Source organism: Ruminococcus albus 7 = DSM 20455, from assembly GCF_000179635.2.
Lineage (GTDB): Bacteria > Bacillota > Clostridia > Oscillospirales > Ruminococcaceae > Hominimerdicola > Hominimerdicola alba.
Genome location: NC_014824.1, coordinates 380,873 through 402,898 on the forward strand (window position 1 = coordinate 380,873; position 22,026 = coordinate 402,898).

The following is a 22,026-nucleotide window of genomic DNA, read 5'->3' on the forward strand; positions in this document are numbered from 1 at the left end:
TTTATAATAAATACAGGAACACCTTTGATAAATGGAGTCAAAACAAATTGAGTAGTTCAGATAGGAGGATAAAAAATGATAAAATTTGGAATCACAGAAGCCGGCGATGCAGGCCTTGATTATAGTTGGGCTGACAAGCTTTTAGACGGCAATATAATAATCACCAAGCACTTAACTTCGAAAAACCAAAAACTTATTGAATTACTATTGAAAAACAGAGAGAAAATCATTCTGCATGTAACCTGTACAGGATACGGTGGTACAAAAATGGAGCCGTATGTTCCGAAGGCTCAAGAAGTATATTCCGGGGTTATGGAGCTTATTTCAAAAGGATTTCCTGAAAAACAGATAGTATTAAGAACTGACCCCATTATTCCAACTGAGGCAGGCTTAAAAAGAGTTGCCTGGGTATGGGAGTTATTTTTTGATGCAAATATTGATAGAGTTAGGTATTCAGTCATAGACATGTACCCTCATACTAAAGAACGGATCAGAGCTGTATTTGGAAAAGTTCCTTTTGAGAGCTTTAAAGCTCCTGAATATATGCTCAATAATGTAAGAAATTATATTGAGAGGTATTCAATGTTCTTTGATTTTGAAGCTTGTGCAGAGGATCTTCCGGGCAAAACAGGTTGTATCAGAAAAAAAGATTACGAAATACTCGGACTTGATACATTTTATATAAAAGAAGGTGGCTTTCAGAGAAAAGGATGCCTTTGCTGCGCAGGGAAGACAGAATTGCTCACTCATAAGAAAAGATGTCCTTCTGGATGTCTGTATTGCTACTGGAAAGATTAGAGCTAAATGAGAAAAACTTTTCAGCAGCGAAAGACTCTTAAATCATTACAAAAAGAACGACCTTGAATTCGGAGATAAAGAAAATGGATACGAAGTTCAGTTTGCTGGATTGTGGGTATGCAGGAAAAGAAACTGATAGCCGTCTGTTGAGGACGGCTATCAGTATTCAGGCGTGTTAGGTTGCTAAGATAAACCAAATCAGAATTTATAAGTGAAGGAGGTTCGCTGCCACTCTGAACTATTCAGAACTTCCCCTTCATTTGTACCTAAAACACATTACTCAATCATAATATGTATCAAAAATATTATTTGGACTATAATTTGTGGTAAGGCTTGCACACTCGACAAGCCTTCTTTTAATTATATTGACCGTAGTTTTCAATTATAATTACTATAGGATCTAATTGTTGATAACTGGAGTTGTTTAATAATTGGATTACTTTTTTATATACGGAGGAATTATTATGCCGAACTGGTGCAGCACAGATTTCCGTTTTCACGGAAATAAAGAACAAATTGAAACACTTCACAGTAAAATTACAGAATGGACTTCATCCTCAACGATGAAAACGGATTTTGGAGATCCGTGGCTTGGAAACATATTAATCGGTGCCGGATTTAAAGACAGGATCGATAATGGAGACCCGTCAAAAAATGTAAGATGCCGGGGTACAGTTACTGAGATCGGTGAAATAACAAGCAGTAATAATGGCGATTATTGTTTTGATGTATATACCGAAACAGCATGGGTACCTATGGGCAAAATGTGGGAACTTGTAATCAAAGTGTTAAATCTAACTTCTGTAGGCTTTTCATTCATGGCAGAAGAAAGCGGATGTGATATCTACTGGAAATATGACCCACATAATTACGGAGATTTTTTATACGAAGAGGTATATATTGATGCTTACGGTGATGATGATATAGAAGATATCGGCGGTTACAGTACAAAAGAAGAAGCTATAGCGATACTAAATGAATTCTTCAAATCAACATTCAATAAACTCGAAGATTTTTATCCTCTTTGTGAGGAATATGAAAATGATCATGAAGATTGTTTTATTGGTCTCCACGAGTTCGAAATTGATAATTGTTACCGCTCCCTTTATTTGTCATCCAGAAGTGAACGTATCTTGTCATTCAGGGAATCGTTCTGTCGAGGTGCAGACACTCTATTTTGTCAAGATGACCACTCTATTTGTCAGGGCAGAATGCTCCTGAGAAAACAACAGCGATAAACCAAAAACAAAACGGTATCTTCCCGACCTTGTGTCCGGGAGGATACCGTCTTTTAATTTATTCGGAAATATGATATAATGATTAGTAACCATATTTCAGAAAGGAAAAACGATAGCCGTTTTGCTTATATGATCCGCGGTCATAACTCGGCTATCGTCTACACTATGTTTATTGTATCGAGTTTTTCCTCATTTGTCAAAGACGATATTCATTATATTTTCGGTAAAGAAGAAGCAGTTTGCCCCGAGTGCGGTAATCATATGAGATTTAACGGCAGATGCAGACGTTTTGTTTTCCGTGAAAATAGCCGAAAGCGTGAAAAATACTCTATGAGAGTTTTTTACTGTTCTAAGTGCTATCACTATCATCGTGAACTGCCGGATTTTGTTGTCCCGTACAAGCATTTAAGCGCCAAAATCTACGCTGCTATTTGTGATGCAATAAATGAGTTCGTTGATGACCACTCAGCAGCACGCATTTGTCGCTGGGTAAAAGGCTTTTTAGTATTCGGTGCTGCGATCGTAAGAAGACTGAAACTTGAACACCCGACCCTTGTGACAAATTACGATAGCAATTCCACATGGGATACGCTCAGATATTTTGTCAGGGTGGTAGTAAACATAGGCGAATGGAAATAGGATGAGTTAACGTATATTGTCAGGGTCTTTTGTGCTATGATAAAGGTATCATAAAAAAGGAGGTGCCTTTTATGGGCATGAAAGACAAGAAACTGGCAAGGGAGATAGCTGAACAGCGCATGATCATGATCGCGCCGCTGCTCGGTCTTCCTTTGCTGTCCGAAATCTACTACGAAAAACGTCGTGAGATCTCCGAAAACTTTGAATTATCCACCCGCACGATCCAGCGCTATGTTGACGCTTACAACGAGTCAGGCATCGATGGACTTGAACCGAAAGGCAGAGTCCCTGAACAGAACCCTGTCATTTCCAAAGAGATACTCGAAGAAGCTATTCGCCTGCGACGTGAAATGCCGTCTCGCAGTGTACCGACCATCATTAAGATACTTGAGCTTGAAGGAAAGGTCGAACCCGATATGCTGAAGCGTTCCACATTGCAGAAAGCCCTTGCGAAGATGGGATATTCGTCGGCTATGATGAAGGTGTATCAGGACAACGGCTATGCATCGCAGCGTTTTGCGAGAGTTCATCGCTGTGATCTTTGGCAGGGGGATCTCAAATTTGGCCCTTCTTTGAACATCGGCGGCAAGGTACAGCCAACGTATATGTCCTGTCTTATCGATGATGCCACCAGATACATAATCCACGCTCAGTTTTACGGAGATATGGAACAGACCATAGTGGAGGATACATTGAAGAAAGGCATAAAGAAATACGGTACTCCACGCCGAATATATTTCGATAACGGTTCCCAGTACCGCACTCACTGGATGAAGCGAGCCTGCGGACTGCTCGGTATCCGTCTGCTGTACGCCAAGCCGCGAAATCCGCAGGGTAAGGGCAAGCAGGAACGTTTCAATCTTACGGTAGATTCGTTTATAGATGAGGTCGGACTTAATCCCCCCGAAAGTATTGAAGAACTCAATAAACTGTTTAATGCCTGGCTTTCTGAATGCTACCAGAACAAGGTACACAGCGCGTTAGGGGTTACTCCGGAGACTGCGTTCAAGAGTGATTCTATGCCGCTGAATTATCCCGATGAAGCAATACTTGCAAGCGCATTTCTTCATTGTGAGACACGAAAGGTGAATAAGTCCGGCTGCATCAGCTTTATGGGCAAGGACTATGATGTTGGCATACTGTACGCAGGTCAGACGGTCGATGTGGTATATGATCCTCAAAACATCGCTAAGGTACGTATTGAGCCTAAGAGTCACGAGCCATTCTATGCCGAGCCTGCAAAGATCGGCACCCATGTTGCAAAGAAACCTACTCGTGCAGAGATCGAACGTATACCGACGGATTCTTCAAGACTGCTTGATGCTGTCATAAAAACTGCCGATGAAAGGGAACGTAGAGCAGTCATCTCGTATTCAATAGCAATGGGAGGTGATGAAGATGTATGAGATGTTCTATGAAATGAAGCACACACCGTTCACACGAAGCATACCTACAGATATGCTTTGCAAAACTCATCAGAATGCCGAGATACTTGACAGACTTGAATACACAGCCATGCATCAGCTGTTTACTCTTCTTGTAGGAGAACCCGGCACAGGTAAGACCAGTGCTCTGCGTCACCTTAAGGACAAGCTGCCGGAGGATAAATACATGGTGATATATATTTCCGATTCAAGGCTGAAACCGCGCAGTTTTTACTACTACACTCTTGGTATGTTCGGTTGCAAGGCTTCTATACACACCAGCATAAGCCGCCAGGAACTGATCTCGCAGACAGAGATAATGCGGAGCATACATAACAGAAAAGTCGTTGTGATCATTGACGAGGCACATCTTTTGGGCAAAGAGATGCTGGAGGAAGCACGTTTCCTGCTCAACTACCGTATGGATTCAGAAAACCCTGTTTCACTGATCCTTTCGGGGCAGACCGAACTTTGGGACAAACTGAAGCTTTCAGCATACCGTGCTATACTCGGCAGAGTAGATATTGAATGCTTTCTGACGCCTATGGATTTTTCGGATACAAAGAAATATATCGAATCTCAGCTGAAATATTCCGGACACACCGCCCCGATATTTACTGAGGATGCTATGCGATCTATCTTTGAATTTTCCGGTGGAAATCCCCGTGCCATCAACCGCGCCTGTACCCAATCGTTGATCTACGGTTCACAAATGAAGCAGACCTGCATTGACAGCAAGTCGGTGGATATAGTGCTTAAAAACGAGGTCACGGGGGTGAGAAGTTCATGACAGAAGAACTGCTCCATGATGCTGTACTGATCTGGCTGCTGCGCCGACTGGATCTTTCAAAAGCAAGGCGAGAGGTATTTGAGTATTTTCAAATGCTCACCGAGCAGGATGATGGCAAAAAAATAAGCCGTTATGATCTCACTATGGAGATCCTTGATATTCTTGATCGACATGAACTGCATTACAGTGACGGCTATATCTGCTCGTCATGCCCTAATGAACCTTACCCATTCTGAACCAAGTTTTTTTGCAGGAAGAATCTGTCTCTTGTGCATTAAAAAAGAAAATGCCGGACTTGAATAATTCTTTCTCCCGGATTCTCCAAAAAATACGCCCACACCGTAATAAACGATGTGGGCATATTCATTAGAAATAACAGGTGAATTTATTATAATAATTTTTTGCCTTTGATGTGAGCTGCGATCATGATGATGTCGGTTACATCGATCGAGCTGTCACCGTTAACATCAGCGGCTCTTGCTGCGGTTTTATCAAGTATTTTTTTACCCTTGATATGAGCTGCTATCTTAACTATGTCGGTAACATTGATCTTACCGTCAAAGTTTATGTCACCGAGTAGTGTAACTGTCAGATCCTGACTGAGGGTATTGTAATTGTCTGTATCTTCGGGAGTGTAGGTAGCTGCAAAAGTATTATTTCCAACATCGCCTACGCTGAGTGTATCATCCTCCCAAGCCCATGTACCGTCATCGGCTGTAGGGAGTGTAACATCTGCCAGTGTCTGTCCGTAGATAGCATAGGATGAGTTAACGTATATTGTCAGGGTCTTTTGTGCTATGATTTTCATATATGACGGTGTTTATTTGCAGAATGATATTTTTGTCATAAAGAACAGACCTGACTGCCGGATGGCTAGTCAGGTCTGTTTTTCGCAGGATATCATTCTTCTTCGTCTTTACTGCCTTTATTTCTTGCGATACCGATAGCTGCAAGCAGGACCGCTGTGCCTAACGACACACCGCCTGCAACACCTGTTGCGGGGTTAGCATTGCTAGCATTTGGCTTGGGGCTGTTTGCTGAAACAGTTTCAGCCTTTTTTGAACTGCTTTCGGATTTGCTTGAGGGATCGGATATATTCTCTGTTTCGGCAGACAGGACATACTCACTGTCCTCATATATGCCGGGCAGTTTCAGCTTGCCGTCTTTCAACTGGTCAGTAACATCTTCGCCGTTCAGCACGACCTTGGTGATCTTCTCGCCGTCATTAGCTTTGATCTCGAGAACGGGTTCGGAAAGTCGTTCCACTGTGAACTCCTTACCGTCTACACCGTTGACCTTTACATCGACATCACCTGTGATCGTCAGTTTGAGATCGTGGGTCTCGGGGACTTCTGTTCCTATGGTCGCTTCTCCTGTGGTCGGGTTTTGCTCGCCCTCAGCGAAGGCTGGTATGGCGGTGCAGGTCAGCATGGAAAGACAAAGCAGGAATACTGCATATTTTTTCATGCGATCAACTCCTTATGATTCGGGTGCTGCATCAGTGTATTCAACATTGAATGTCACGGTGTCACTGTACTCACCTGCGTATGCGGTCTGCCAGTCTTCCGCGGTGATATTTATGGTAAGGTCTGTTTTATCACCTACTGCGGTGTATTCTGCGGAAGTGAATACATTTTCGTTAACGGCATCGCTTGTTCCCTCGAAAATGGTGTATGCAAGGGTCTTTTCCTCGTCAGCCTTGTTCTCCATCTTGCTGTCGGTGACCAGGGATACTTTTACCGCCTTGCCGGGGTCGAGCTGTGCCTTTGTAAGTTCGATGGTGCCGAAATCGGTATTCTCGGTATTGAATGTCACCTTGGTGTCGAGGGGGATAGTCACGATGTATGCAGGTGCTATCTCGGTGGTGATTACCGCATTAGCCGACTGCGGGTCGCTTGTCTCGTTTATCGTGGTGGGTTCTGCGAACGCCGTAACAGGCATTGCCAGTATTGCAAGTGCGGAAAGTCCGCTTATAAGTTTTTTCATATCGGTTCCTCCTTATTCAACTTTTATACCAAAGGTCAGCGTTTCGGTGTGCTTGCCTGCGTAGGTCGCGCCTGTTGCCTTGGAGAATGCCAGTGTCTTGGACTGCTCGCCTGTCTTGGTATCGAACTCTGCAACTGTGCCGCCTACCGAAACGTTGGTATCACCTGACTTTATGGTATAATTCGCGGTGGAATCGCCTATCTTTGCGTTGAAGGTATCTCCGCTTTCAGTATTGCTTGCGCTGTCAATGGTGACAACTATCTTCGCGTTCTGGGTAAGTCTGACATTCGTGGCAGTTATCTGTCTGGTAGTTTCTGCAGTGTCGGAAAGCGACACACTTGCGGGGATAACTACCGAGTATGTGGGTGATACATCATAGGATACTTCCATACCTGCGGTTGAAGGTATGGGGTTTGGCATATTATCGGGATCGGGAACTATCTCGATATCCCCGTTCGCTCTTAAAACAAGATGCAGGGTGCTTTCTTTCTGGATATTGTAATCGGCAAGAGTTCTGTCATCTTCAAGCTGTTTGCCTGCAAATATCAGTCTCTGTTTGTTGGGAGCAATACTCTCTTTATCCTGTATTTTTGCCTTTACGTTTTCAATAGTATCGCTGGGTTCAACATCAAGAGTGATGGTTTTGCCTGTCAGGGTCTTGACGAATATCTGCATTGCGTTTGCGGTCAGTGTGCAGACAGATGTTATCATAGTCAGCGCCATGCCTGCCGCCAGTAATCTTTTAGTTTTCATTATGATGGCTCCTTTTCAATAGAAATTCCGAATACTACGGGGTCGGTGTACTTGCCTGCGAATGTGGGTGTCTCATCGGTGGTGAAAGAGATACCGGCACTTGCGGGTTCGGTCGAGGTGGGAAATTCGGCTACCTTGCCGCCTGTTTCCTTGTTTGTCAGCTTGCCGAAATTTCCCTCGGCGGTGTAGGGGAGCTTATACTCGCCTGCACCCTCGTGGGACATATTGAACTTGCTTGCGCTTGTTAGGGTGACAACTATCTTTTCGCCCTCATTCAGGAATACCTTGCCGGTCTGAATGGTGCCGCTGCCCGAATACTGTTGTCCGTATTCGCCTGTAAGCTCGAAGCTTGCGGGTATTGTCACGGTGTAGGTCGGATCAACGTTAAATTCGACCGTCGAGCCCGCCGTTTCGGGGGTAGGGTTCACGTCAAAAGGGTCGCCGCCTTTAGGGGTGATAGTCGTATTACTGATGGCTGCTTCTGCAAAAGCTGTAACTGTCATCATACTTGCAATTGTAAATGCGGTCATGCCGCTTATCAGTTTTTTCATGGTGGATACCTCCTGAAATAAATTTCTGTTACTTTGCTATCAAAACTGTCTCAACGTTCGCGCCGTTATCAGTCAGAGTATCGTTAAGCGTCACTGTTGTATCGGCGGGGATAGTCACGATATATGCAGGAGCTATGTCAAGAGTGACATTGGTCTGACCCGACTGCGGAACGCTCTTTTCATTTATGGTCGTATCGGCAAATGCGCTCATCGGGGCGATGAGCATTGCCGCTGTGAGTAATGCGGATAAACCGCTTATGATTTTTTCATTTAATCACCTTCGATAAATATTCAAATTTTACATAATGCCTTAACCAATTACATCGTTCAAGAGTACAGAAGAAACCAACTGCGAATTGACGAAATCAAAAACAATTATTCCCATAACGCAATCTGCTCTCTTAGTAATAATGAATTCAGTGACTTTGGGATTAAGAAAATCGGCATACATTCTGGGAGTCCATGTAAATGGTATGAATCCAGCAGTGGTTCCTGTTGCACTTATATGGTTGATTTTCATTCTTTCCGAATCATACGGTAAGTCGATGTTTGCTTTTATCTCTCTTATTTTATCATCTTCGTTCGGAGCATTATAGTTATCTTGGATAACAAATTTAGCATTATCCCCATACACAAATCCATACCCATTCGCACTGAAAAAATGCTCGTTTAAATTATCGAGAACGACTATTTTCCCCCTCACATCATCTAACAGCGGCCAGTTGATCTGTCCATTACTTTTCCAAAACAGATGCTTATATTTTTCAAATAACGCAGATAACAGTTCATTGTAATGTTTTTTATCGTCCACACCTACGTCACGTTCGTTTTTTAACCTTACAATAATTGTTTCACTTGGATTATCGTTAAGAAATCTATTTACCCATGTCATAAAATCTTCTAATCCATGAACACAATCTATAATCCAATGACACCCTCTTAAATCGGCATCAATTCTAATATCAAAATATCGACATCCGTTATTTAGTTGTTCCCAAATATTGTAGGACTGCGTTTTGGCAGTGTAGTCAATACGACTTCCTGCCCCAGTAAAATCATATGAAAGTGAATCGTGTGTTCCCGGAATATCCATCTTATTGAGAGGAGTATTACCAGCAATGCCTTTCATCCAGCATCTAAAATCTAATTTCGAGGCATCATCAGATATGACAATAAACATATCCCCATCGTGCTGCCATAATATAGATTCTGTTGACCTTGAATCATCCCCCGAAAATCCAGTTCTTTCAACAGTGAAATTACGTTTAGTTGCATCCCACATCTCAATTTTCACTTTCTTTTTAGGGTCATTTTCAAGTACATATTTTGCAATACCACGGTCATCACATCTATCTTCAAAAAAGCCTTCTGACCACTCAACATAGAATCTTGCTTTTTCCCCAGCTTCTAACTCCTTCGGGAAATCCCACGCATCCATTTGATAGGTAAAGAATGGTTCTGCCTGAATCAATTTACTTCTTGTGTTGTTAATTAAATTAACTGCTCCGCCTTGTCCCATACAAATAACCTCCTTGTTTGATAGAAACATGATTTTCAAACTATAATTCTTTATGTCATATCTCAATTGTCAAACTAAGCTGTCAGTATTTCGTTTATTATTCTACCGAGCCACATAACGCAGCTCGGTAGAATGCAAATAATCATTATATCACTACTTACGGCTCATAGGTGTAGGGGCTTACGCTGATAGCACCTACGTTGTTGCCTATGGTCACAGTGCCGCAAACACCGCCTCCTCCAGGACCGATGCTATGTGCACCTGTATCACCTTTGCCCTTTGTGGCTGTTACCTTTGTGACGGTATTTGCAATGGTGATATTGCCACAGGATGTTTTAGATTGAACGCCGGTGTTTCTGCCGCTTCCAATACCGGCAGCACCATTGTAGCCTGTTGCAGTGATCGTACCGCCGTTGATTGTGATATCGCCACAAGATGTATCTGGACCGCCTCCAATACCGGCAGCACTATCGCCGCCTGTTGCAGTGATCGTACCGCCGTTAATTACGATGTTACCGCAAGCAACTTGGTATCCTCCGCCGATACCTGCACCACCGGGGTTGATAGCATTGCTGTATGCAGTCAAGCTGCCGTCGCCACCAATGGTCAGAGTCTTGTCCTTAGCAATCCAGATGCCGGGGTAATTGTTATAGTCATCGCTGCCTCTGCCGGCACATATTGTATTCGTACCTTTCAGGATAATAGTCGCATCGTTTGGACAGTTGATACCTGCCCAGTCGCAATTTTTCCCGAGGTTGGTGATATTCGCATCTTTCAGCGTGACAGTCGCACCATCTGCGATGGAAATCTTGACATTTGCAGCAAGCGTACCTGTCAGAGTTACGCCGTCCTTTGCTACATAGTCGGCTGTCAATGTTGAAAGGTCAACAATAGTTTCTGCACTCTCCACCGAGATAGTAAATGTTACAGTACCTGTGTAGTCACCTGCATTCGGAGTAGTTGCAGGCTCATTGAATTTAAGAGTTGAAGAACTTGTCTGTGTGCCTGCTGCTACGTTCAATACCACATCGCCAACAGCAACATTATCACCGCCCTTAGAAACGGTATATGTCAGTGAGTCAGTAGCTGTTGTTAACTTGAAAGCATTATCCGCATCGCTGGTGCCGGACAGTGTGACATTAAGCTGTTCTCCTGCATTCAGGTTTACATTTCCCGCTTCAATTGTTGCCTCATTACCAAGTGCTACAGTTGCAGGGATGGTGACTGTATACACTGCACTTGAAGTCCAAGTCACATCAGTCATAGCATTTCCCTCGGCATTGTAATCAGTAGCAAAGGCGGATATAGGAACAATAGCAGAAATCATTGCAATCGCCATGACAGATGCTATTATTTTTTTAGTATTTTTCATAGTATCACCTCAAAGTATTTTAGGATAATGCTATTCTACCGAAATAGTGAAAGTAAGCTGGTCGGTGTATGTGCCTGCAAACTTCGCATCTGTCGGTTCTGTAAAGCTCAGAGAGCCTGAACCTGTTTTAGTTGTGCCGTCATAAGCAAACTCAAAGGCAGTATCATTGAGTGCAAGAGCCGTGTCACCCTTCTTGACCTGATAAGTAGCAGTAGCAGCGTCAGCTGTCTTAACTGTGAAATTTGTGCCTGTTACGGTATTTGCTGCCGCTGTCAGCTTGACAAGAATTTTCTTTCCTGTTGCGAGATTAACATTGCTTGTGGAAAGTGTTGCTGTCCCACCAAGTTCCACGCTTGCAGGGATTGTTACGGTGTAAGTTGGATTAACTGAGTAGGTGACATTCATTGTGCCTTCCTTTGGTGCTGGAGTATCCTGTGTGATATCCGTAGCAAATGCCGACATAGGGGCGATCGCAGATACCATTGTGAGAGCCATTACAGCCGCTAAAAGTCTTTTCGTGTGTTTCATGTGTAGTCCTCCTTGAATTTATTTTGCGATAAGCACTGTTTCAACGTTAGCACCATTCAGCGGTGTTTCCTGATCGAGTGCGATTGTCGATATTTTTATTGTTGCGGGATATTCACCCTCCGCAAGGGGCTTGTTCAGATGAACGTCATAAATGCAGTCGCCGGGCTTGACGTACTTCGATTCAAAGATCGTTTCACCGCTGTCTTTCAGCACAAGCTCAAACTTGAAGTAACAGGGGTTGCCTTCGGGGTTCATCAGAGCCATCTGCACATCTTCCGTGTCCTTAGCAATTGTGATCGAGGGGTAGCCGGGTATCTTGATACCGACTTCCTCACCACCCTGGTCCTTTGGCTTTTCGCCTGTGTATTCACCTGCATTTTCGTCAAGCTCGATAATATTAGCTTTTGAAGTTGTATCCTGCTGTGTGGGTTTTGTATCACCAATTCTATCCGAGTTTTTCCTGCTCAGATTTATCCCCAGCACGATCCCTCCAGCTATCAGCAGTACGATTATCGCTGCTACTATTACCAGCTGTTTTTTTGTAAGTGTTATGCCTTGTTTTTGATTCATAATGATCTACCTCCTATTAAAAAGCGCACCCTTTTTGAAAACACTTATCCCCAAGAGTACGCTTCTATCAGTATAGTATTAATTTGAAAAGGGGCGTAGTTATGCCATGTCTGTCGATCTCTCTATCTATCTGATAATAATGATTCCGCATGGATTTTTCAACTCTTTTTTGGATATTTAACATACAATTCATGTATTTATTTTATCATCATTTTACTATTATGTCAAGTTTGTATTAATATAATTTGAATTTATAACATAAAATTTGAGCATAATGGCAAAAAACAAGTTCGAAGTTGGGCAAAGTGCGAGACAAAAAAGGAAAAATCAGGCATTTGCGTTATACAAATGCCTGATCAGTCAGTTTGTTTTTTTCGATGCTTTTTCATGGACAAAATACGGTATCTGTCCTTGACAGGATACGTTCACTTTTGGATGACAATTTGGAGGAGCGGTGACAATAATGTTTTGCAGGACTAGGAGGAAAAATACAATGAAGTATCATATTTACGTTTCAGATAACTACGATGCAGAAGATGTAGTAGATTTCTATGTGGAAAGTGAAGATTCACCAGAGTGTATTGTTAAGGCAGTTGCGTTAAAAACAATAGAAGATAATGATCTATCAGATGATAATATTGAAAGCATCTCATTCAATACTATGGAGAATCATTATGGAGTTCTAATTCAGTGTCATGATTATCATATAATGGTGTGGCTGGCTGACGGAAACATTCCCACAATAACAATCGAACAAAAATTTCTTAATATTGCAAAAAACATTCCTTCTGATGTCCGTTATGATTCAGATAATGATAAAAAACAGCTCAAAAAAATGCTGGATGAAATTTACAAATAATAAAGAGGAGTAAATTACATGATTACAATTACTACACATAAAGAAGGTTTTATGCTTGAAAGGCCCGGTACACCGAAAATGTTCTTGTCATACAGCGATGCGCTTACTCTTTCTCAGGCTGTAGATAGAATGTACCATATCGAAGATGTAAAAACCAAGCTGGAAGAAATAAACGAGTCAGAAATAACAGAAGATGATATCGATAAGATCTGTGATGAATATGAACGCAGACTAGAAGATGATGATTCATGGAACTTTATGCTTCGCGATGTTATTTCAGAATTCAAAAAAACAAGTAAATGTAATAATACAGTAAAATAAACTTCCCATAATTATATTGGATTATGAGAAACAGGAGGATAATATGAACTATAAAATTTTTCAGATGAAATATTCAAATAAAACACGAGGTGCTGTTTTTTCATGTTATGAAACAGCAAAAAAAGAGAAGCCGGATCTGTCAATAAAGGATTATGACATGGTTTATTCCGGTAAAACCGATTTATCTGGCAGTGACAGCTATGCGCTCAACGAACTGTATAACGTATTCAATATCAGACATCCGAAAGATTTCAAAGGACGCAGTATGAGTGTTTCTGACGTCATTGATCTTGAGGGAAGACTGTACTATGTTGATACCTTTGGATTCAAGAGAATAAATATTGATTTTAAGCTTATCAAAAAGGAGAACTAGATAATGTATGATACGAAAGATATAAGAACTTGCAGTGAAGATGAAAAATTAACTCAGCTTGCTGAGTTAAAAGGTCAGCTTATCGACTTCTTCGAAGAATTTCTTGATAGCAAAGGAGTTATCATCCCTAATCCTGAAAGAGACGAAGATGAAGATCTTGATCCAGAGGAAAGTGCTAATATTTACGGAAGTGATTACGATGAATTGTCTGATAGACTTATGGAAACTATCGAGAATTGGGGGTTGTTAAAGCCTGAAATAACTGTAGATACACCTGCGGGGCAGCTTGTGGCTTATGCAGGCAAAGATCTGGATAATCCTTCCGTGGGGATCTGCTATAGACCGCAAAGTGGCGGTGAAATAGATTTGGCTATGGCAGAAACTCAGGGGGAAGATCTTCGTAAAAATACCAATGTAGGCAAAAAAGATGTTGTACTGTATAAATGGGAAGATCCTTTTTTGGAAGACTACACATCAAAATCAGTTTTTCACGAAAAAGACATCGAACGAGCTCTTGAGTAACCTCTAAAATTATAAAAGTAATTATGTTCTCCCTGTTTTCAATAAACGGGGAGTTTTTATTTATTTGGATTTTCAGATATAATTGTTATAGAGTGTATCATTGATAACTTGGATTTTAACACAGTCAGGAGGAGTATTTATAGCAAATATATAGGAAAATACAGATGATCAACTATACGAATCTGATAAATGCAATAAAGTTAATTATTACCGAAAGGAGAAATATGATGAATAAAACTATAATTGTAATAAATGGCAAAGGCGGCTGTGGGAAAGATACGCTTTGCAATTTTGCTTCGGAAAAGTATCCAACATTAAACGTGTCATCCATTGATCCCATGAAGAAAATGGCTGAGATAATCGGATGGAACGGAAGTAAAACTCTTGAAGACAGAAAATTCCTTGCTGATCTGAAATCTCTTGTAACACGTTATAACGACGGTGCCAACGAGTATATTCTGAAAAAAGCAGAAGAATTTGCTGGCTTACCGGAATATAAGGTCATGTTCGTTCATATTCGAGAACCCGAAATGATAGAACATTTCAAAGAAACTGTAAAACATCGTGTATGCGGCATTACTGTTGTCACTCTTCTGGTCAGCAGGAACGAAAAGGATTATCTTGTTTTCGGAAACAGAGCTGATGATGAGGTAAATAAATATAATTATGATCATGTATTTGAAAATAACGATGACCTTCACAGCACAAAAGAGTCTTTCCTTAAATTTCTTGATTCGGTCCTGACTGATTAAGCGTTATCTCCCTTCTTGTTTTACAAGTGGGGAGATTTTATTATCGTATATTTTCTTGTAAAATAACAATAGTGAACATTCACTGATAGTTGGAGATCAAACAAACTATTACGAGGAGGATAATTATGGATAATATCAACGTAGTAAAAACACTGCATTTGTGGGAGAGAATCAACGCATCATTTAAAGGCAAAGTCTTTTTCATAAAGGACGTATACGACAGATTTACCGAAGAAAAAAAAGATACTATAAGGGGCAGAATATACGAACATCTTGGAAAAGAGTTTCAAAGAATAGGCAGAGGGATTTATTTTGCCGGATCAAAAGATGAGGCTGTGGCTTTGATAGAAGGGGATGGAAGAGATCTTTCTGTTTTTTCAAATGATTCATTCGACTGTATCATAACAGATCATCCGTGGTCTGACGAAAAGGCTAACAAAGGTGGAAACAGAAGTTTTGCAGATTATGAAACATTCAGGTACACACCCGATGACTTCAAGGAGAAGGCTCGCGTTCTTAAGGATGGCTGCTTCCTTGTGGAAATGATACCTGCCGAAAACGAATCAAACTACGAATATTTGTATCAGATCAAAAAAATGGCTGAAGCTGCTGGATTCCAGTATTATGCAAAGGTCCCATGGACTAAAGGGACTTTTGTAGGAAATACAGGAAGAAAAGCAAAAAATCAGGAGGATATGATGATCTTCAGCCTTGGAAAAGCCCGCAGCATGAGACCTGATGCCAAAAAGGATAAAGCTGATCCTACGGTAAAGCATTATATGAGTGGAGCTAACGGTATGCTTCCTACAAATTTTAATGTTCAGCCGCCTGATAAGAAATCAAGGATCCATCAGGCAGAAAAACCTATGGGTCTTGTTGAACAGATCCTGGATTATCTTACCTTCGAGGGGGAAATCGTATTGGATCAATTTGCAGGCTCCGGTGTTGTAGGTGAGGCTTGCATAAATAAAAAAAGAGGGTGTGTTCTCATCGAAAAATCCAAAGAATGCATCAAAAAAATAATTCAAAGACTTGGTCTTTCTGATTGTTCAGTGATTTCTTCTTCAGCTATAGCATAAAAGAAAGAGGTTGTCATAGCGACAGCCTCTTTTAGCTTGAAGGATCATATGAAATTGAAAGTTTCTTTGATAGCTTTTTCAGGATCATAATTTTTACGTAACGATAACTCTGTTACATCCTTTATAAAGTATGATTGAGCATCTAGGTCAGTAAGATCGTATTTTTGAGATAATTGTTCTATTCTGTAAAAGATGGAATTTTTTAAATCATTTCTTATCAGCTGATAGAATTGTTTAGCTCCGAATTTTTTTATGAACTCATCCGGATCTTTTGCATCCCGTATGCTTATCACGTATACTGTAAATCCGACACTTTCAAGTATGTCTATTGCTTTTTCAGTTGCCGCTATCCCGGCATCATCATTATCATAACATATAATTATTTCGTCTGAATAACGCTTTAGCAATAAAGCCTGTTTGGTTGTAAGAGCTGTCCCACAGCTCGCCACAGCGGTTCTGAAGCCTGCCTGATGCATTGATATCACATCGAGATTACCTTCACATAATATCGGTGTTTCACCTTTACTTATGTTTTTTACGGCATAGTTCAGAGAAAACAAGAAGTTGTTTTTGGTATAGCATGGTGTGTTTTTGGTATTTAGATACTTAAAATTGTTATCACCATCTAGTTTTCTGCCACCAAATCCGATGATATTTCCGTTTATATCTATAAAAGGGAATATAGCTCTGTTATTAAAAAAATCAATGATCTCATCGTTTTTGGATACTGTAACCAGTGAGCTTTGAAGAAGCTGTTCGATCGTGTATCCTAATCCAAGCATATGTTCTTTCAGTGATGTGAAATTTCCATCTGCATAACCCATTCTGAAATTACATATGGTCTCTGTTGTAAGACCTCTTTTATTTATAAGATAATCCAGGCATACATTTTCCTTTTTTGAAAATAACCTTTCAAAAAAGAATTTTGCAGCTTCGTAATTCAACTCATAAAAAGTTTTTAAATCGCGAGGTTTTGTATGTATCACATGATTTTTCTTTCCAACGGCATCTTTGTAATGGATCTTATTTTCGTTCATGAATCTCGCCTGATCTCCATTTTTGCCGCAGTTAAAACAATGATAGCAGTTTTCTTTTTCAAAAACGTATAGCTGTATAGCTCCGCAAAAAGGGCATTTTCCGCGATATAGCCCATTCCCGATGTGCTTAAGTGATGTTTTTACGGAAATTATTTTGAGAATACTGTTATTTTTCATTTATATCATTTCTCCTTTGTTTAAGAGTGGATCCTTCAAATTTTCGCTCCAATTTTTCAATTTTATCTTTCGATTAAATTATATCAGAAAATAATAAATGATAAAAAATAAAAAAAGCTTGTTTTTATCTGAGTGAATTTTCTTCTACAATATAATCAGAGATAACGATTGATAACTGGAGATCATTAATTGTTGCTCTATATCGATGTTCTAAACCCTCCAACTATCGATATTAACTACCGTTTCAAGGCTATAATAAATTAATAAGCCATTATCATATATCTTACTACTCTATAATTTCCTTTTAGGAATGTACATATACTTATCGAACCACTTATCAAATCTCTTTTTCAATTTCCTTCCTTATTCTCACAGTGATTCTCACCTCATTGTCACTGTGTAATATATACCACTTATCATATTATTTATCAAATTTTTACGGAGCATGTACCCGGCGCTGTTGTGTACATGCTCCCGAAAGGAGTATTTTACATATGAACGTCACATTTCTTACTAAAACAATAGACGATAGATTTTCGATATTGGAGCTCGGCAGTAATGTCGAGTCAATGAAGAGTCTTTTAAAGGCTCATGTCAAGCGCTTTCTGGATAAGAAAGCAAACGTAACATCAATAGAACCTGCAATGCACTCATCAGAGGATATGGGTTCTGTCATAACATTTTCTGATAATAAGGGAAAAGAGCATACAGCTCGATTTACTTTGTTATCGGGAGATGCAGATGAATTTTTTAAACACTGAGCAACAATAAACGCCTTCCTGAATTATACGGGAAGGTGTTTTTATTTGCCTGAATTTTCAATTATAATTTTAGTAGTGATATGATTTGATGATTTGGAGCATTTCATATCCTAAAAATTATAGAAAGAAAGGTTATAAAAATGAATATAAGCAGTACATACAGAAAACTGATCAAGAGAGGGCAGGTGTATTTTGCTGACCTCGGTGACGGAATAGGCTCTGAAATGGCAGGCGTAAGACCTGTTATCATTATCCAGAATAATATGGGAAATAAGTATTCTCCTACTGTAACGGTAGTACCTATTACGTCTAAATTCAAAGATCTGAATCAGCCCACTCACTTCTTAGTACAGGCAGGAACAGCCAATCTTAATAAAGACAGCGTGATCCTTGCCGAAAGTATAAGAACTATTTCAAAAGAACGCTTGAGATACTATATTGGAGATCTTAATGATAACTTCATGAAGCAAATAAGCAATACAGTAAAGATCCAATTAGGCCTGAATTAAGGAGGAAATAATGATGGTAAGAGGAATTTACAAAGGTGGATTCATCTCAAGACAGGATGCAGCTGAGGGAAAATATTATTGTCCAAAATGTAAAAGACCGCTGTACATAACAAAGACCCCGGGTTATTTTGGACAATGCTTTCACTGTGATGAAGATTTCTACATGATAGAAGCTCTGTCGGAAGAAAATGAATGCGGCGTTATGGTAGGCAGACCCTTAAACGGAATAACTGTTAATGGTGGAATCGAGTACTTGCTTAACAGCGAAAATAAGAGGATGATATTCGATTCACCCGAAGACGCAAAGAATTATTTAATTCAAAACGGAGTGTCTAAAGTAGCTGCTGAGTTATTCTACTATATAGACGCGGCTATGCAGACTGAGATCGAAAAAACCGATCAGTAAAGAAAAGGAGCATTTCAATGAATATCAATAAAATTAACGAACTACTTGCCTACAAATATTCTCTTTATACAGAGGATGTTGATGAAGCACTCAATGACGAAAAAATTAAAGCATTCGCTGATAAAATAAACAGCTCATCAAGCCGTGAAGAAATGACTGATAAAGATGAAAGACTAAGAGAAATGATCTATTCATACCTTTCAAGAAGAAAAGAAAATGGCATTTATGTGTCTGTGTACAAAGGAGTAGACGAACACAGATGTATGAAAGAAGGTATCAGGCATCCTAAAAATATAGTAAGTGATATCTTGTACCGAGTTGGTCAAGCAAAACTTGAACCGGATGAGTATTTTACTGAATCATATAACCTTAAAGAGATTTACAGTGAATATAAATACGTAATACCCGAATCTATAGCTCAAAAATGTCGATTTATGTGTGATGTTGATTATGGCAACTGCGAGGGAATATATTATGACCTTATGCTGTTTGATCATAGCAGATCGGTCCATAGCCTTATAGTAGGCAAAACGTTATCCAAAGATGAACAAGCGTTTATGAAAATGAGTTATATGGGCTCTTTTGTAAATCTTCTTCTTAAGAACGATTTTTGCAAGGTAAACACATCAGTTCTAAATCTGTAATTTTGGGAAAGAGTCTCATCGTGAGGCTCTTTTTTTATTGCAGTAAATTTTCTTTTAAAATATTAATGGAAAGAAAAATAGTCTTTCTTCATAATGAAATGTATAAAGAAAGGGTGTTGAAGTATGTTTAAGTGTTCCGGTTCTTACAGAAGAAGTAACTATAAGAAGATGAAAAGAGATGCTTTCAAAAGAAAACATCTTTATGAAATAAGAGCTGAAGCAGAGAAAAGACGGGATGAATGCTATGATAGAAAGCATCGTCGTTTTGTCTCCGAAAGGACATACTCCACTCAGGCTGAATATATTAGAAAATATTTTGCATGTCAATAAATACATAACTTAAAAAGAGGGATTCTTAATGGCAGGATATAATTACAAATTAAACATGAGCAATAATGCCGTCGAAGCTTATGAAAAGGGAGCAAAGCCCTATAACGAGTGGAGTCTGGCAGAAATAATAGACAAGGTACTGGATATCTATGATCCGGAAGAACACGCCTTTGATATCAATAAATTAGTAAACACTCCTCTCAAAGCAGTAAAATTATGTGTTCTTTCATATTCATCGTGGCATCACACAACAAAGAAATACAAAGAAACAGAATTCTATTTTGTGGATCGGAAAAAGTTATTGATGCTTACGGATAAAGATATAGATAAATACGTGGATTTCGTAATGCAAAAAGAAATGTAACTTTATACTCTTTCAGCAAGAAGACTCCCACCTCTTAGGTGGGAGATGAATTGCGTTTCTTACTCACTGAACTTTTCACTTCGCTCATAGCATAAAATATTCAGTCGAATAAAATGGAGTGGCTAAAATACAGTGGATTTGGATAATAAAGCACATTCTTGCTTTACAAAATGGGAGATTTTTTTAACAGGGCGAGAACACACGTTATTTCAGTTGTGGGATGAAGCCCTGTTTATATTATTACTAATTTTCTTGTATAATAATATTGTAGATAATAATTAATAACTGGAGGTCAGACAGATCAAATAATACTACTATTACAACACTAAAGAATTTAAAATCAAGAACATAAAGCCATAAAAGGAGTGAACACTATGGCAAACAAGGCATTTAAATTCAGAATATATCCAAATAACGAGCAAAAGGTTTTGTTTGCCAAAACCTTCGGCTGTGTGAGATTGGTATATAACTATTGGTTATACAAAAGAATCAAGCAGTATAAAGAATATGAAACAACTTTAAGTTACAACGCTTGTGCCAAAGAAATGGCTGGACTTAAGAAAATGGAGAAATACTCATTCTTACGGGAAGTGGACAGCGTATCATTACAGCAGTCGCTTCGACACCTGGATACAGCGTTTCAGAACTTCTATAAACAGCCTAAAACAGGATTTCCCAGGTTCAAATCAAAAAAATGTAAAAAGAACAGCTATTCTACTGTTTGTATCAATGGTAACATATCCGTATCCAACGGATATTTGAAATTACCAAAAGTCGGACAAGTAAAATTAAGGCAGCACAGGAACATTCCTGATGAATATGTTCTCAAGTCTGTGACAGTTAGTCAGACTCCAAGCGGAAAATACTATGCAAGTATTCTGTATGAGTACGAAAACCAAGTACAGGAACAGGAACTGCATGACTTCTTAGGGCTTGACTTTTCGATGCACGAGCTGTACAAAGACAGCAACGGCAATGAACCGGCTTACCCCGGATACTACAGAGGAGCTGAAAAAAAGCTAAAAAGAGAACAAAGAAAACTTTCTCTTATGCAGAAAGGCTCTAAAAACCGTGACAAACAACGTATCAAGGTTGCTAAAATGCATGAGAAAGTTGCAAATCAACGAAAGGATTTTCTACATAAACAGTCAAGACAGATAGCCAATGCCTATGATTGTGTATGTATAGAAGATCTTAACATGCAAGCAATGTCTCAGGCACTTAAATTCGGCAAGTCGGTTTCAGATAACGGCTGGGGAATGTTTGTAACATTCCTGAAGTACAAACTAGAAGAGCAAGGCAAAAGGCTTGTAAAGATAGATAAATTCTTTGCGAGCAGTCAGACTTGTTCGTGCTGTGGTTACATCAATAAGGAAACAAAGAACCTTGCTATAAGAGCATGGGATTGTCCCGAATGCGGAACTCACCATGACAGAGATGTAAATGCAGCAATAAATATAAGAAACGAAGGCATGCGAATAGCATTAGCGTAGCCTTAAATCATAAAAACCGTGGGACACACGGGGTTAGCTCGCTTATGCTTAGTGCATTAGTACTATCGAACGAGAACCGAACTCGCTGAGGTCAGGGGAAACCCCCGCCTCTTTAGGCGGGGGAGGATGTCACATCAGCTTGAAAATGCTCTGTGTTTTTCAGGGCATTTATTTTTTTTAAAATACTAAATTTTCTTATATAATATAATTGTCTAAACATAGACGGAAGGG

General features: G+C 39.8%; 29 protein-coding genes. 18 read left to right on the top strand and 11 right to left on the bottom strand.

Annotated elements, in window-relative coordinates; all coding sequences use genetic code 11:
* Window positions 1-75: 75 nt before the first annotated feature.
* The 6 genes from RUMAL_RS18470 (at window position 76) to RUMAL_RS18495 (ending at window position 5,125) form a co-directional block, all read left to right on the top strand.
* Complete coding sequence (locus RUMAL_RS18470) at window positions 76-798, top strand: DUF1848 family protein (protein WP_013483619.1); 723 nt, start codon at window positions 76-78, stop codon at window positions 796-798.
* 464 nt (window positions 799-1,262) lie between these two features.
* The gene (locus tag RUMAL_RS18475) at window positions 1,263-2,036 is read left to right on the top strand and encodes a hypothetical protein (RefSeq protein ID WP_013483620.1); all 774 of its coding nucleotides are present in this window, start codon (window positions 1,263-1,265) and stop codon (window positions 2,034-2,036) included.
* A 78-nt stretch (window positions 2,037-2,114) separates the two neighbouring features.
* A complete protein-coding gene (locus RUMAL_RS18480) occupies window positions 2,115-2,675 on the top strand; it encodes a DUF6431 domain-containing protein (protein ID WP_013483621.1) in 561 nt (186 codons plus the stop codon).
* 71 nt (window positions 2,676-2,746) lie between these two features.
* A complete protein-coding gene (locus tag RUMAL_RS18485; protein ID WP_013483622.1) occupies window positions 2,747-4,081 on the top strand; it encodes a DDE-type integrase/transposase/recombinase in 1,335 nt (444 codons plus the stop codon).
* Window positions 4,074-4,889: an ExeA family protein gene (locus RUMAL_RS18490; RefSeq protein WP_013483623.1), complete on the top strand. Its 816-nt coding sequence runs from the start codon at window positions 4,074-4,076 to the stop codon at window positions 4,887-4,889. Before RUMAL_RS18485 ends, RUMAL_RS18490 begins: the two co-directional genes overlap by 8 nt.
* The gene (locus tag RUMAL_RS18495; protein ID WP_013483624.1) at window positions 4,886-5,125 is read left to right on the top strand and encodes a hypothetical protein; all 240 of its coding nucleotides are present in this window, start codon (window positions 4,886-4,888) and stop codon (window positions 5,123-5,125) included. Before RUMAL_RS18490 ends, RUMAL_RS18495 begins: the two co-directional genes overlap by 4 nt.
* Window positions 5,126-5,277: 152 nt before the next feature.
* On the opposite strand, the gene RUMAL_RS18500 is transcribed toward RUMAL_RS18495, so the two are convergent.
* From RUMAL_RS18500 to RUMAL_RS21055, 10 genes are all read right to left on the bottom strand, one after another.
* Window positions 5,278-5,697: a dockerin type I repeat-containing protein gene (locus RUMAL_RS18500; RefSeq protein ID WP_013483625.1), complete on the bottom strand. Its 420-nt coding sequence runs from the start codon at window positions 5,695-5,697 to the stop codon at window positions 5,278-5,280.
* Window positions 5,698-5,789: 92 nt separating this feature from the next.
* Complete coding sequence (locus RUMAL_RS18505) at window positions 5,790-6,356, bottom strand: hypothetical protein (RefSeq protein WP_013483626.1); 567 nt, start codon at window positions 6,354-6,356, stop codon at window positions 5,790-5,792.
* A gap of 12 nt (window positions 6,357-6,368) precedes the next feature.
* Window positions 6,369-6,875 (bottom strand): hypothetical protein, encoded by a 507-nt coding sequence (locus tag RUMAL_RS18510; RefSeq protein ID WP_013483627.1) that lies wholly within the window; start codon window positions 6,873-6,875, stop codon window positions 6,369-6,371.
* A 12-nt stretch (window positions 6,876-6,887) separates the two neighbouring features.
* Window positions 6,888-7,628, bottom strand: a complete 741-nt coding sequence (locus tag RUMAL_RS21475; protein WP_013483628.1) for a ubiquitin family protein — start codon at window positions 7,626-7,628, stop codon at window positions 6,888-6,890.
* Window positions 7,628-8,179, bottom strand: a complete 552-nt coding sequence (locus tag RUMAL_RS18520; RefSeq protein ID WP_013483629.1) for a hypothetical protein — start codon at window positions 8,177-8,179, stop codon at window positions 7,628-7,630. The genes RUMAL_RS21475 and RUMAL_RS18520 overlap by 1 nt, the downstream gene beginning before the upstream one ends.
* A gap of 28 nt (window positions 8,180-8,207) precedes the next feature.
* Window positions 8,208-8,390 carry a hypothetical protein gene (locus RUMAL_RS18525; protein ID WP_157865507.1) on the bottom strand — a complete coding sequence of 61 codons (183 nt, stop codon included), beginning with the start codon at window positions 8,388-8,390 and terminating at the stop codon, window positions 8,208-8,210.
* A 99-nt stretch (window positions 8,391-8,489) separates the two neighbouring features.
* On the bottom strand, window positions 8,490-9,698 hold the full coding sequence (locus RUMAL_RS18530) for a phosphatidylinositol-specific phospholipase C domain-containing protein (RefSeq protein WP_013483631.1): 1,209 nt from the start codon (window positions 9,696-9,698) through the stop codon (window positions 8,490-8,492).
* 157 nt (window positions 9,699-9,855) lie between these two features.
* On the bottom strand, window positions 9,856-11,070 hold the full coding sequence (locus tag RUMAL_RS18535) for a hypothetical protein (RefSeq protein ID WP_013483632.1): 1,215 nt from the start codon (window positions 11,068-11,070) through the stop codon (window positions 9,856-9,858).
* A gap of 30 nt (window positions 11,071-11,100) precedes the next feature.
* Window positions 11,101-11,598, bottom strand: coding sequence for a hypothetical protein (locus RUMAL_RS18540; protein ID WP_013483633.1), 498 nt, complete (start codon window positions 11,596-11,598; stop codon window positions 11,101-11,103).
* Window positions 11,599-11,616: 18 nt separating this feature from the next.
* Window positions 11,617-12,168 carry a hypothetical protein gene (locus RUMAL_RS21055; RefSeq protein ID WP_013483634.1) on the bottom strand — a complete coding sequence of 184 codons (552 nt, stop codon included), beginning with the start codon at window positions 12,166-12,168 and terminating at the stop codon, window positions 11,617-11,619.
* Window positions 12,169-12,661: 493 nt separating this feature from the next.
* Between RUMAL_RS21055 and RUMAL_RS18550 the strand changes: the two genes are divergently transcribed.
* The 6 genes from RUMAL_RS18550 to RUMAL_RS18575 all read left to right on the top strand — a co-directional run bounded on the left by RUMAL_RS18550 (window position 12,662) and on the right by RUMAL_RS18575 (window position 16,074).
* Entirely contained in the window at window positions 12,662-13,027 is a 366-nt protein-coding gene (locus tag RUMAL_RS18550) for a hypothetical protein (protein ID WP_013483635.1), read from the top strand.
* 18 nt (window positions 13,028-13,045) lie between these two features.
* Window positions 13,046-13,348: a hypothetical protein gene (locus RUMAL_RS18555; RefSeq protein WP_013483636.1), complete on the top strand. Its 303-nt coding sequence runs from the start codon at window positions 13,046-13,048 to the stop codon at window positions 13,346-13,348.
* A gap of 43 nt (window positions 13,349-13,391) precedes the next feature.
* Window positions 13,392-13,721: a YodL domain-containing protein gene (locus RUMAL_RS18560; protein ID WP_013483637.1), complete on the top strand. Its 330-nt coding sequence runs from the start codon at window positions 13,392-13,394 to the stop codon at window positions 13,719-13,721.
* Window positions 13,722-13,724: 3 nt separating this feature from the next.
* On the top strand, window positions 13,725-14,243 hold the full coding sequence (locus tag RUMAL_RS18565; RefSeq protein WP_013483638.1) for a hypothetical protein: 519 nt from the start codon (window positions 13,725-13,727) through the stop codon (window positions 14,241-14,243).
* 227 nt (window positions 14,244-14,470) lie between these two features.
* Window positions 14,471-14,995: a hypothetical protein gene (locus tag RUMAL_RS18570; RefSeq protein WP_037305308.1), complete on the top strand. Its 525-nt coding sequence runs from the start codon at window positions 14,471-14,473 to the stop codon at window positions 14,993-14,995.
* 125 nt (window positions 14,996-15,120) lie between these two features.
* Window positions 15,121-16,074 carry a DNA-methyltransferase gene (locus RUMAL_RS18575; RefSeq protein WP_013483640.1) on the top strand — a complete coding sequence of 318 codons (954 nt, stop codon included), beginning with the start codon at window positions 15,121-15,123 and terminating at the stop codon, window positions 16,072-16,074.
* A 44-nt stretch (window positions 16,075-16,118) separates the two neighbouring features.
* On the opposite strand, the gene dnaG is transcribed toward RUMAL_RS18575, so the two are convergent.
* Window positions 16,119-17,288 (bottom strand): DNA primase, encoded by a 1,170-nt coding sequence (gene dnaG / locus RUMAL_RS18580; RefSeq protein ID WP_013483641.1) that lies wholly within the window; start codon window positions 17,286-17,288, stop codon window positions 16,119-16,121.
* A 494-nt stretch (window positions 17,289-17,782) separates the two neighbouring features.
* Here dnaG and RUMAL_RS18585 point away from each other — a divergent pair, with 494 nt between their 5' ends.
* The 6 genes from RUMAL_RS18585 (at window position 17,783) to tnpB (ending at window position 21,795) form a co-directional block, all read left to right on the top strand.
* Window positions 17,783-18,049 carry a hypothetical protein gene (locus tag RUMAL_RS18585; protein ID WP_013483642.1) on the top strand — a complete coding sequence of 89 codons (267 nt, stop codon included), beginning with the start codon at window positions 17,783-17,785 and terminating at the stop codon, window positions 18,047-18,049.
* 140 nt (window positions 18,050-18,189) lie between these two features.
* Window positions 18,190-18,558, top strand: coding sequence for a type II toxin-antitoxin system PemK/MazF family toxin (locus RUMAL_RS18590; protein ID WP_013483643.1), 369 nt, complete (start codon window positions 18,190-18,192; stop codon window positions 18,556-18,558).
* 10 nt (window positions 18,559-18,568) lie between these two features.
* On the top strand, window positions 18,569-18,964 hold the full coding sequence (locus tag RUMAL_RS18595; protein ID WP_013483644.1) for a hypothetical protein: 396 nt from the start codon (window positions 18,569-18,571) through the stop codon (window positions 18,962-18,964).
* A 17-nt stretch (window positions 18,965-18,981) separates the two neighbouring features.
* Window positions 18,982-19,608, top strand: a complete 627-nt coding sequence (locus tag RUMAL_RS18600; protein WP_013483645.1) for a hypothetical protein — start codon at window positions 18,982-18,984, stop codon at window positions 19,606-19,608.
* 358 nt (window positions 19,609-19,966) lie between these two features.
* Window positions 19,967-20,302 (top strand): hypothetical protein, encoded by a 336-nt coding sequence (locus RUMAL_RS18610; protein WP_013483646.1) that lies wholly within the window; start codon window positions 19,967-19,969, stop codon window positions 20,300-20,302.
* A 374-nt stretch (window positions 20,303-20,676) separates the two neighbouring features.
* The gene (tnpB, locus tag RUMAL_RS18615; protein ID WP_013483647.1) at window positions 20,677-21,795 is read left to right on the top strand and encodes an IS200/IS605 family element RNA-guided endonuclease TnpB; all 1,119 of its coding nucleotides are present in this window, start codon (window positions 20,677-20,679) and stop codon (window positions 21,793-21,795) included.
* Window positions 21,796-22,026: the final 231 nt, after the last annotated feature.

Bases quoted from the DNA above. Each gene is read 5' to 3' on its own strand.
- RUMAL_RS18470 (WP_013483619.1), top strand. From the start codon at position 76: ATGATAAAATTTGGAATCACAGAAGCCGGCGATGCAGGCCTTGATTAT.
- RUMAL_RS18475 (WP_013483620.1), top strand. From the start codon at position 1,263: ATGCCGAACTGGTGCAGCACAGATTTCCGTTTTCACGGAAATAAAGAA.
- RUMAL_RS18480 (WP_013483621.1), top strand. From the start codon at position 2,115: ATGATTAGTAACCATATTTCAGAAAGGAAAAACGATAGCCGTTTTGCT.
- RUMAL_RS18485 (WP_013483622.1), top strand. From the start codon at position 2,747: ATGGGCATGAAAGACAAGAAACTGGCAAGGGAGATAGCTGAACAGCGC.
- RUMAL_RS18490 (WP_013483623.1), top strand. From the start codon at position 4,074: ATGTATGAGATGTTCTATGAAATGAAGCACACACCGTTCACACGAAGC.
- RUMAL_RS18495 (WP_013483624.1), top strand. From the start codon at position 4,886: ATGACAGAAGAACTGCTCCATGATGCTGTACTGATCTGGCTGCTGCGC.
- RUMAL_RS18500 (WP_013483625.1), bottom strand. From the start codon at position 5,697: ATGAAAATCATAGCACAAAAGACCCTGACAATATACGTTAACTCATCC.
- RUMAL_RS18505 (WP_013483626.1), bottom strand. From the start codon at position 6,356: ATGAAAAAATATGCAGTATTCCTGCTTTGTCTTTCCATGCTGACCTGC.
- RUMAL_RS18510 (WP_013483627.1), bottom strand. From the start codon at position 6,875: ATGAAAAAACTTATAAGCGGACTTTCCGCACTTGCAATACTGGCAATG.
- RUMAL_RS21475 (WP_013483628.1), bottom strand. From the start codon at position 7,628: ATGAAAACTAAAAGATTACTGGCGGCAGGCATGGCGCTGACTATGATA.
- RUMAL_RS18520 (WP_013483629.1), bottom strand. From the start codon at position 8,179: ATGAAAAAACTGATAAGCGGCATGACCGCATTTACAATTGCAAGTATG.
- RUMAL_RS18525 (WP_157865507.1), bottom strand. From the start codon at position 8,390: ATGAGCGCATTTGCCGATACGACCATAAATGAAAAGAGCGTTCCGCAG.
- RUMAL_RS18530 (WP_013483631.1), bottom strand. From the start codon at position 9,698: ATGGGACAAGGCGGAGCAGTTAATTTAATTAACAACACAAGAAGTAAA.
- RUMAL_RS18535 (WP_013483632.1), bottom strand. From the start codon at position 11,070: ATGAAAAATACTAAAAAAATAATAGCATCTGTCATGGCGATTGCAATG.
- RUMAL_RS18540 (WP_013483633.1), bottom strand. From the start codon at position 11,598: ATGAAACACACGAAAAGACTTTTAGCGGCTGTAATGGCTCTCACAATG.
- RUMAL_RS21055 (WP_013483634.1), bottom strand. From the start codon at position 12,168: ATGAATCAAAAACAAGGCATAACACTTACAAAAAAACAGCTGGTAATA.
- RUMAL_RS18550 (WP_013483635.1), top strand. From the start codon at position 12,662: ATGAAGTATCATATTTACGTTTCAGATAACTACGATGCAGAAGATGTA.
- RUMAL_RS18555 (WP_013483636.1), top strand. From the start codon at position 13,046: ATGATTACAATTACTACACATAAAGAAGGTTTTATGCTTGAAAGGCCC.
- RUMAL_RS18560 (WP_013483637.1), top strand. From the start codon at position 13,392: ATGAACTATAAAATTTTTCAGATGAAATATTCAAATAAAACACGAGGT.
- RUMAL_RS18565 (WP_013483638.1), top strand. From the start codon at position 13,725: ATGTATGATACGAAAGATATAAGAACTTGCAGTGAAGATGAAAAATTA.
- RUMAL_RS18570 (WP_037305308.1), top strand. From the start codon at position 14,471: ATGAATAAAACTATAATTGTAATAAATGGCAAAGGCGGCTGTGGGAAA.
- RUMAL_RS18575 (WP_013483640.1), top strand. From the start codon at position 15,121: ATGGATAATATCAACGTAGTAAAAACACTGCATTTGTGGGAGAGAATC.
- dnaG (WP_013483641.1), bottom strand. From the start codon at position 17,288: ATGAAAAATAACAGTATTCTCAAAATAATTTCCGTAAAAACATCACTT.
- RUMAL_RS18585 (WP_013483642.1), top strand. From the start codon at position 17,783: ATGAACGTCACATTTCTTACTAAAACAATAGACGATAGATTTTCGATA.
- RUMAL_RS18590 (WP_013483643.1), top strand. From the start codon at position 18,190: ATGAATATAAGCAGTACATACAGAAAACTGATCAAGAGAGGGCAGGTG.
- RUMAL_RS18595 (WP_013483644.1), top strand. From the start codon at position 18,569: ATGATGGTAAGAGGAATTTACAAAGGTGGATTCATCTCAAGACAGGAT.
- RUMAL_RS18600 (WP_013483645.1), top strand. From the start codon at position 18,982: ATGAATATCAATAAAATTAACGAACTACTTGCCTACAAATATTCTCTT.
- RUMAL_RS18610 (WP_013483646.1), top strand. From the start codon at position 19,967: ATGGCAGGATATAATTACAAATTAAACATGAGCAATAATGCCGTCGAA.
- tnpB (WP_013483647.1), top strand. From the start codon at position 20,677: ATGGCAAACAAGGCATTTAAATTCAGAATATATCCAAATAACGAGCAA.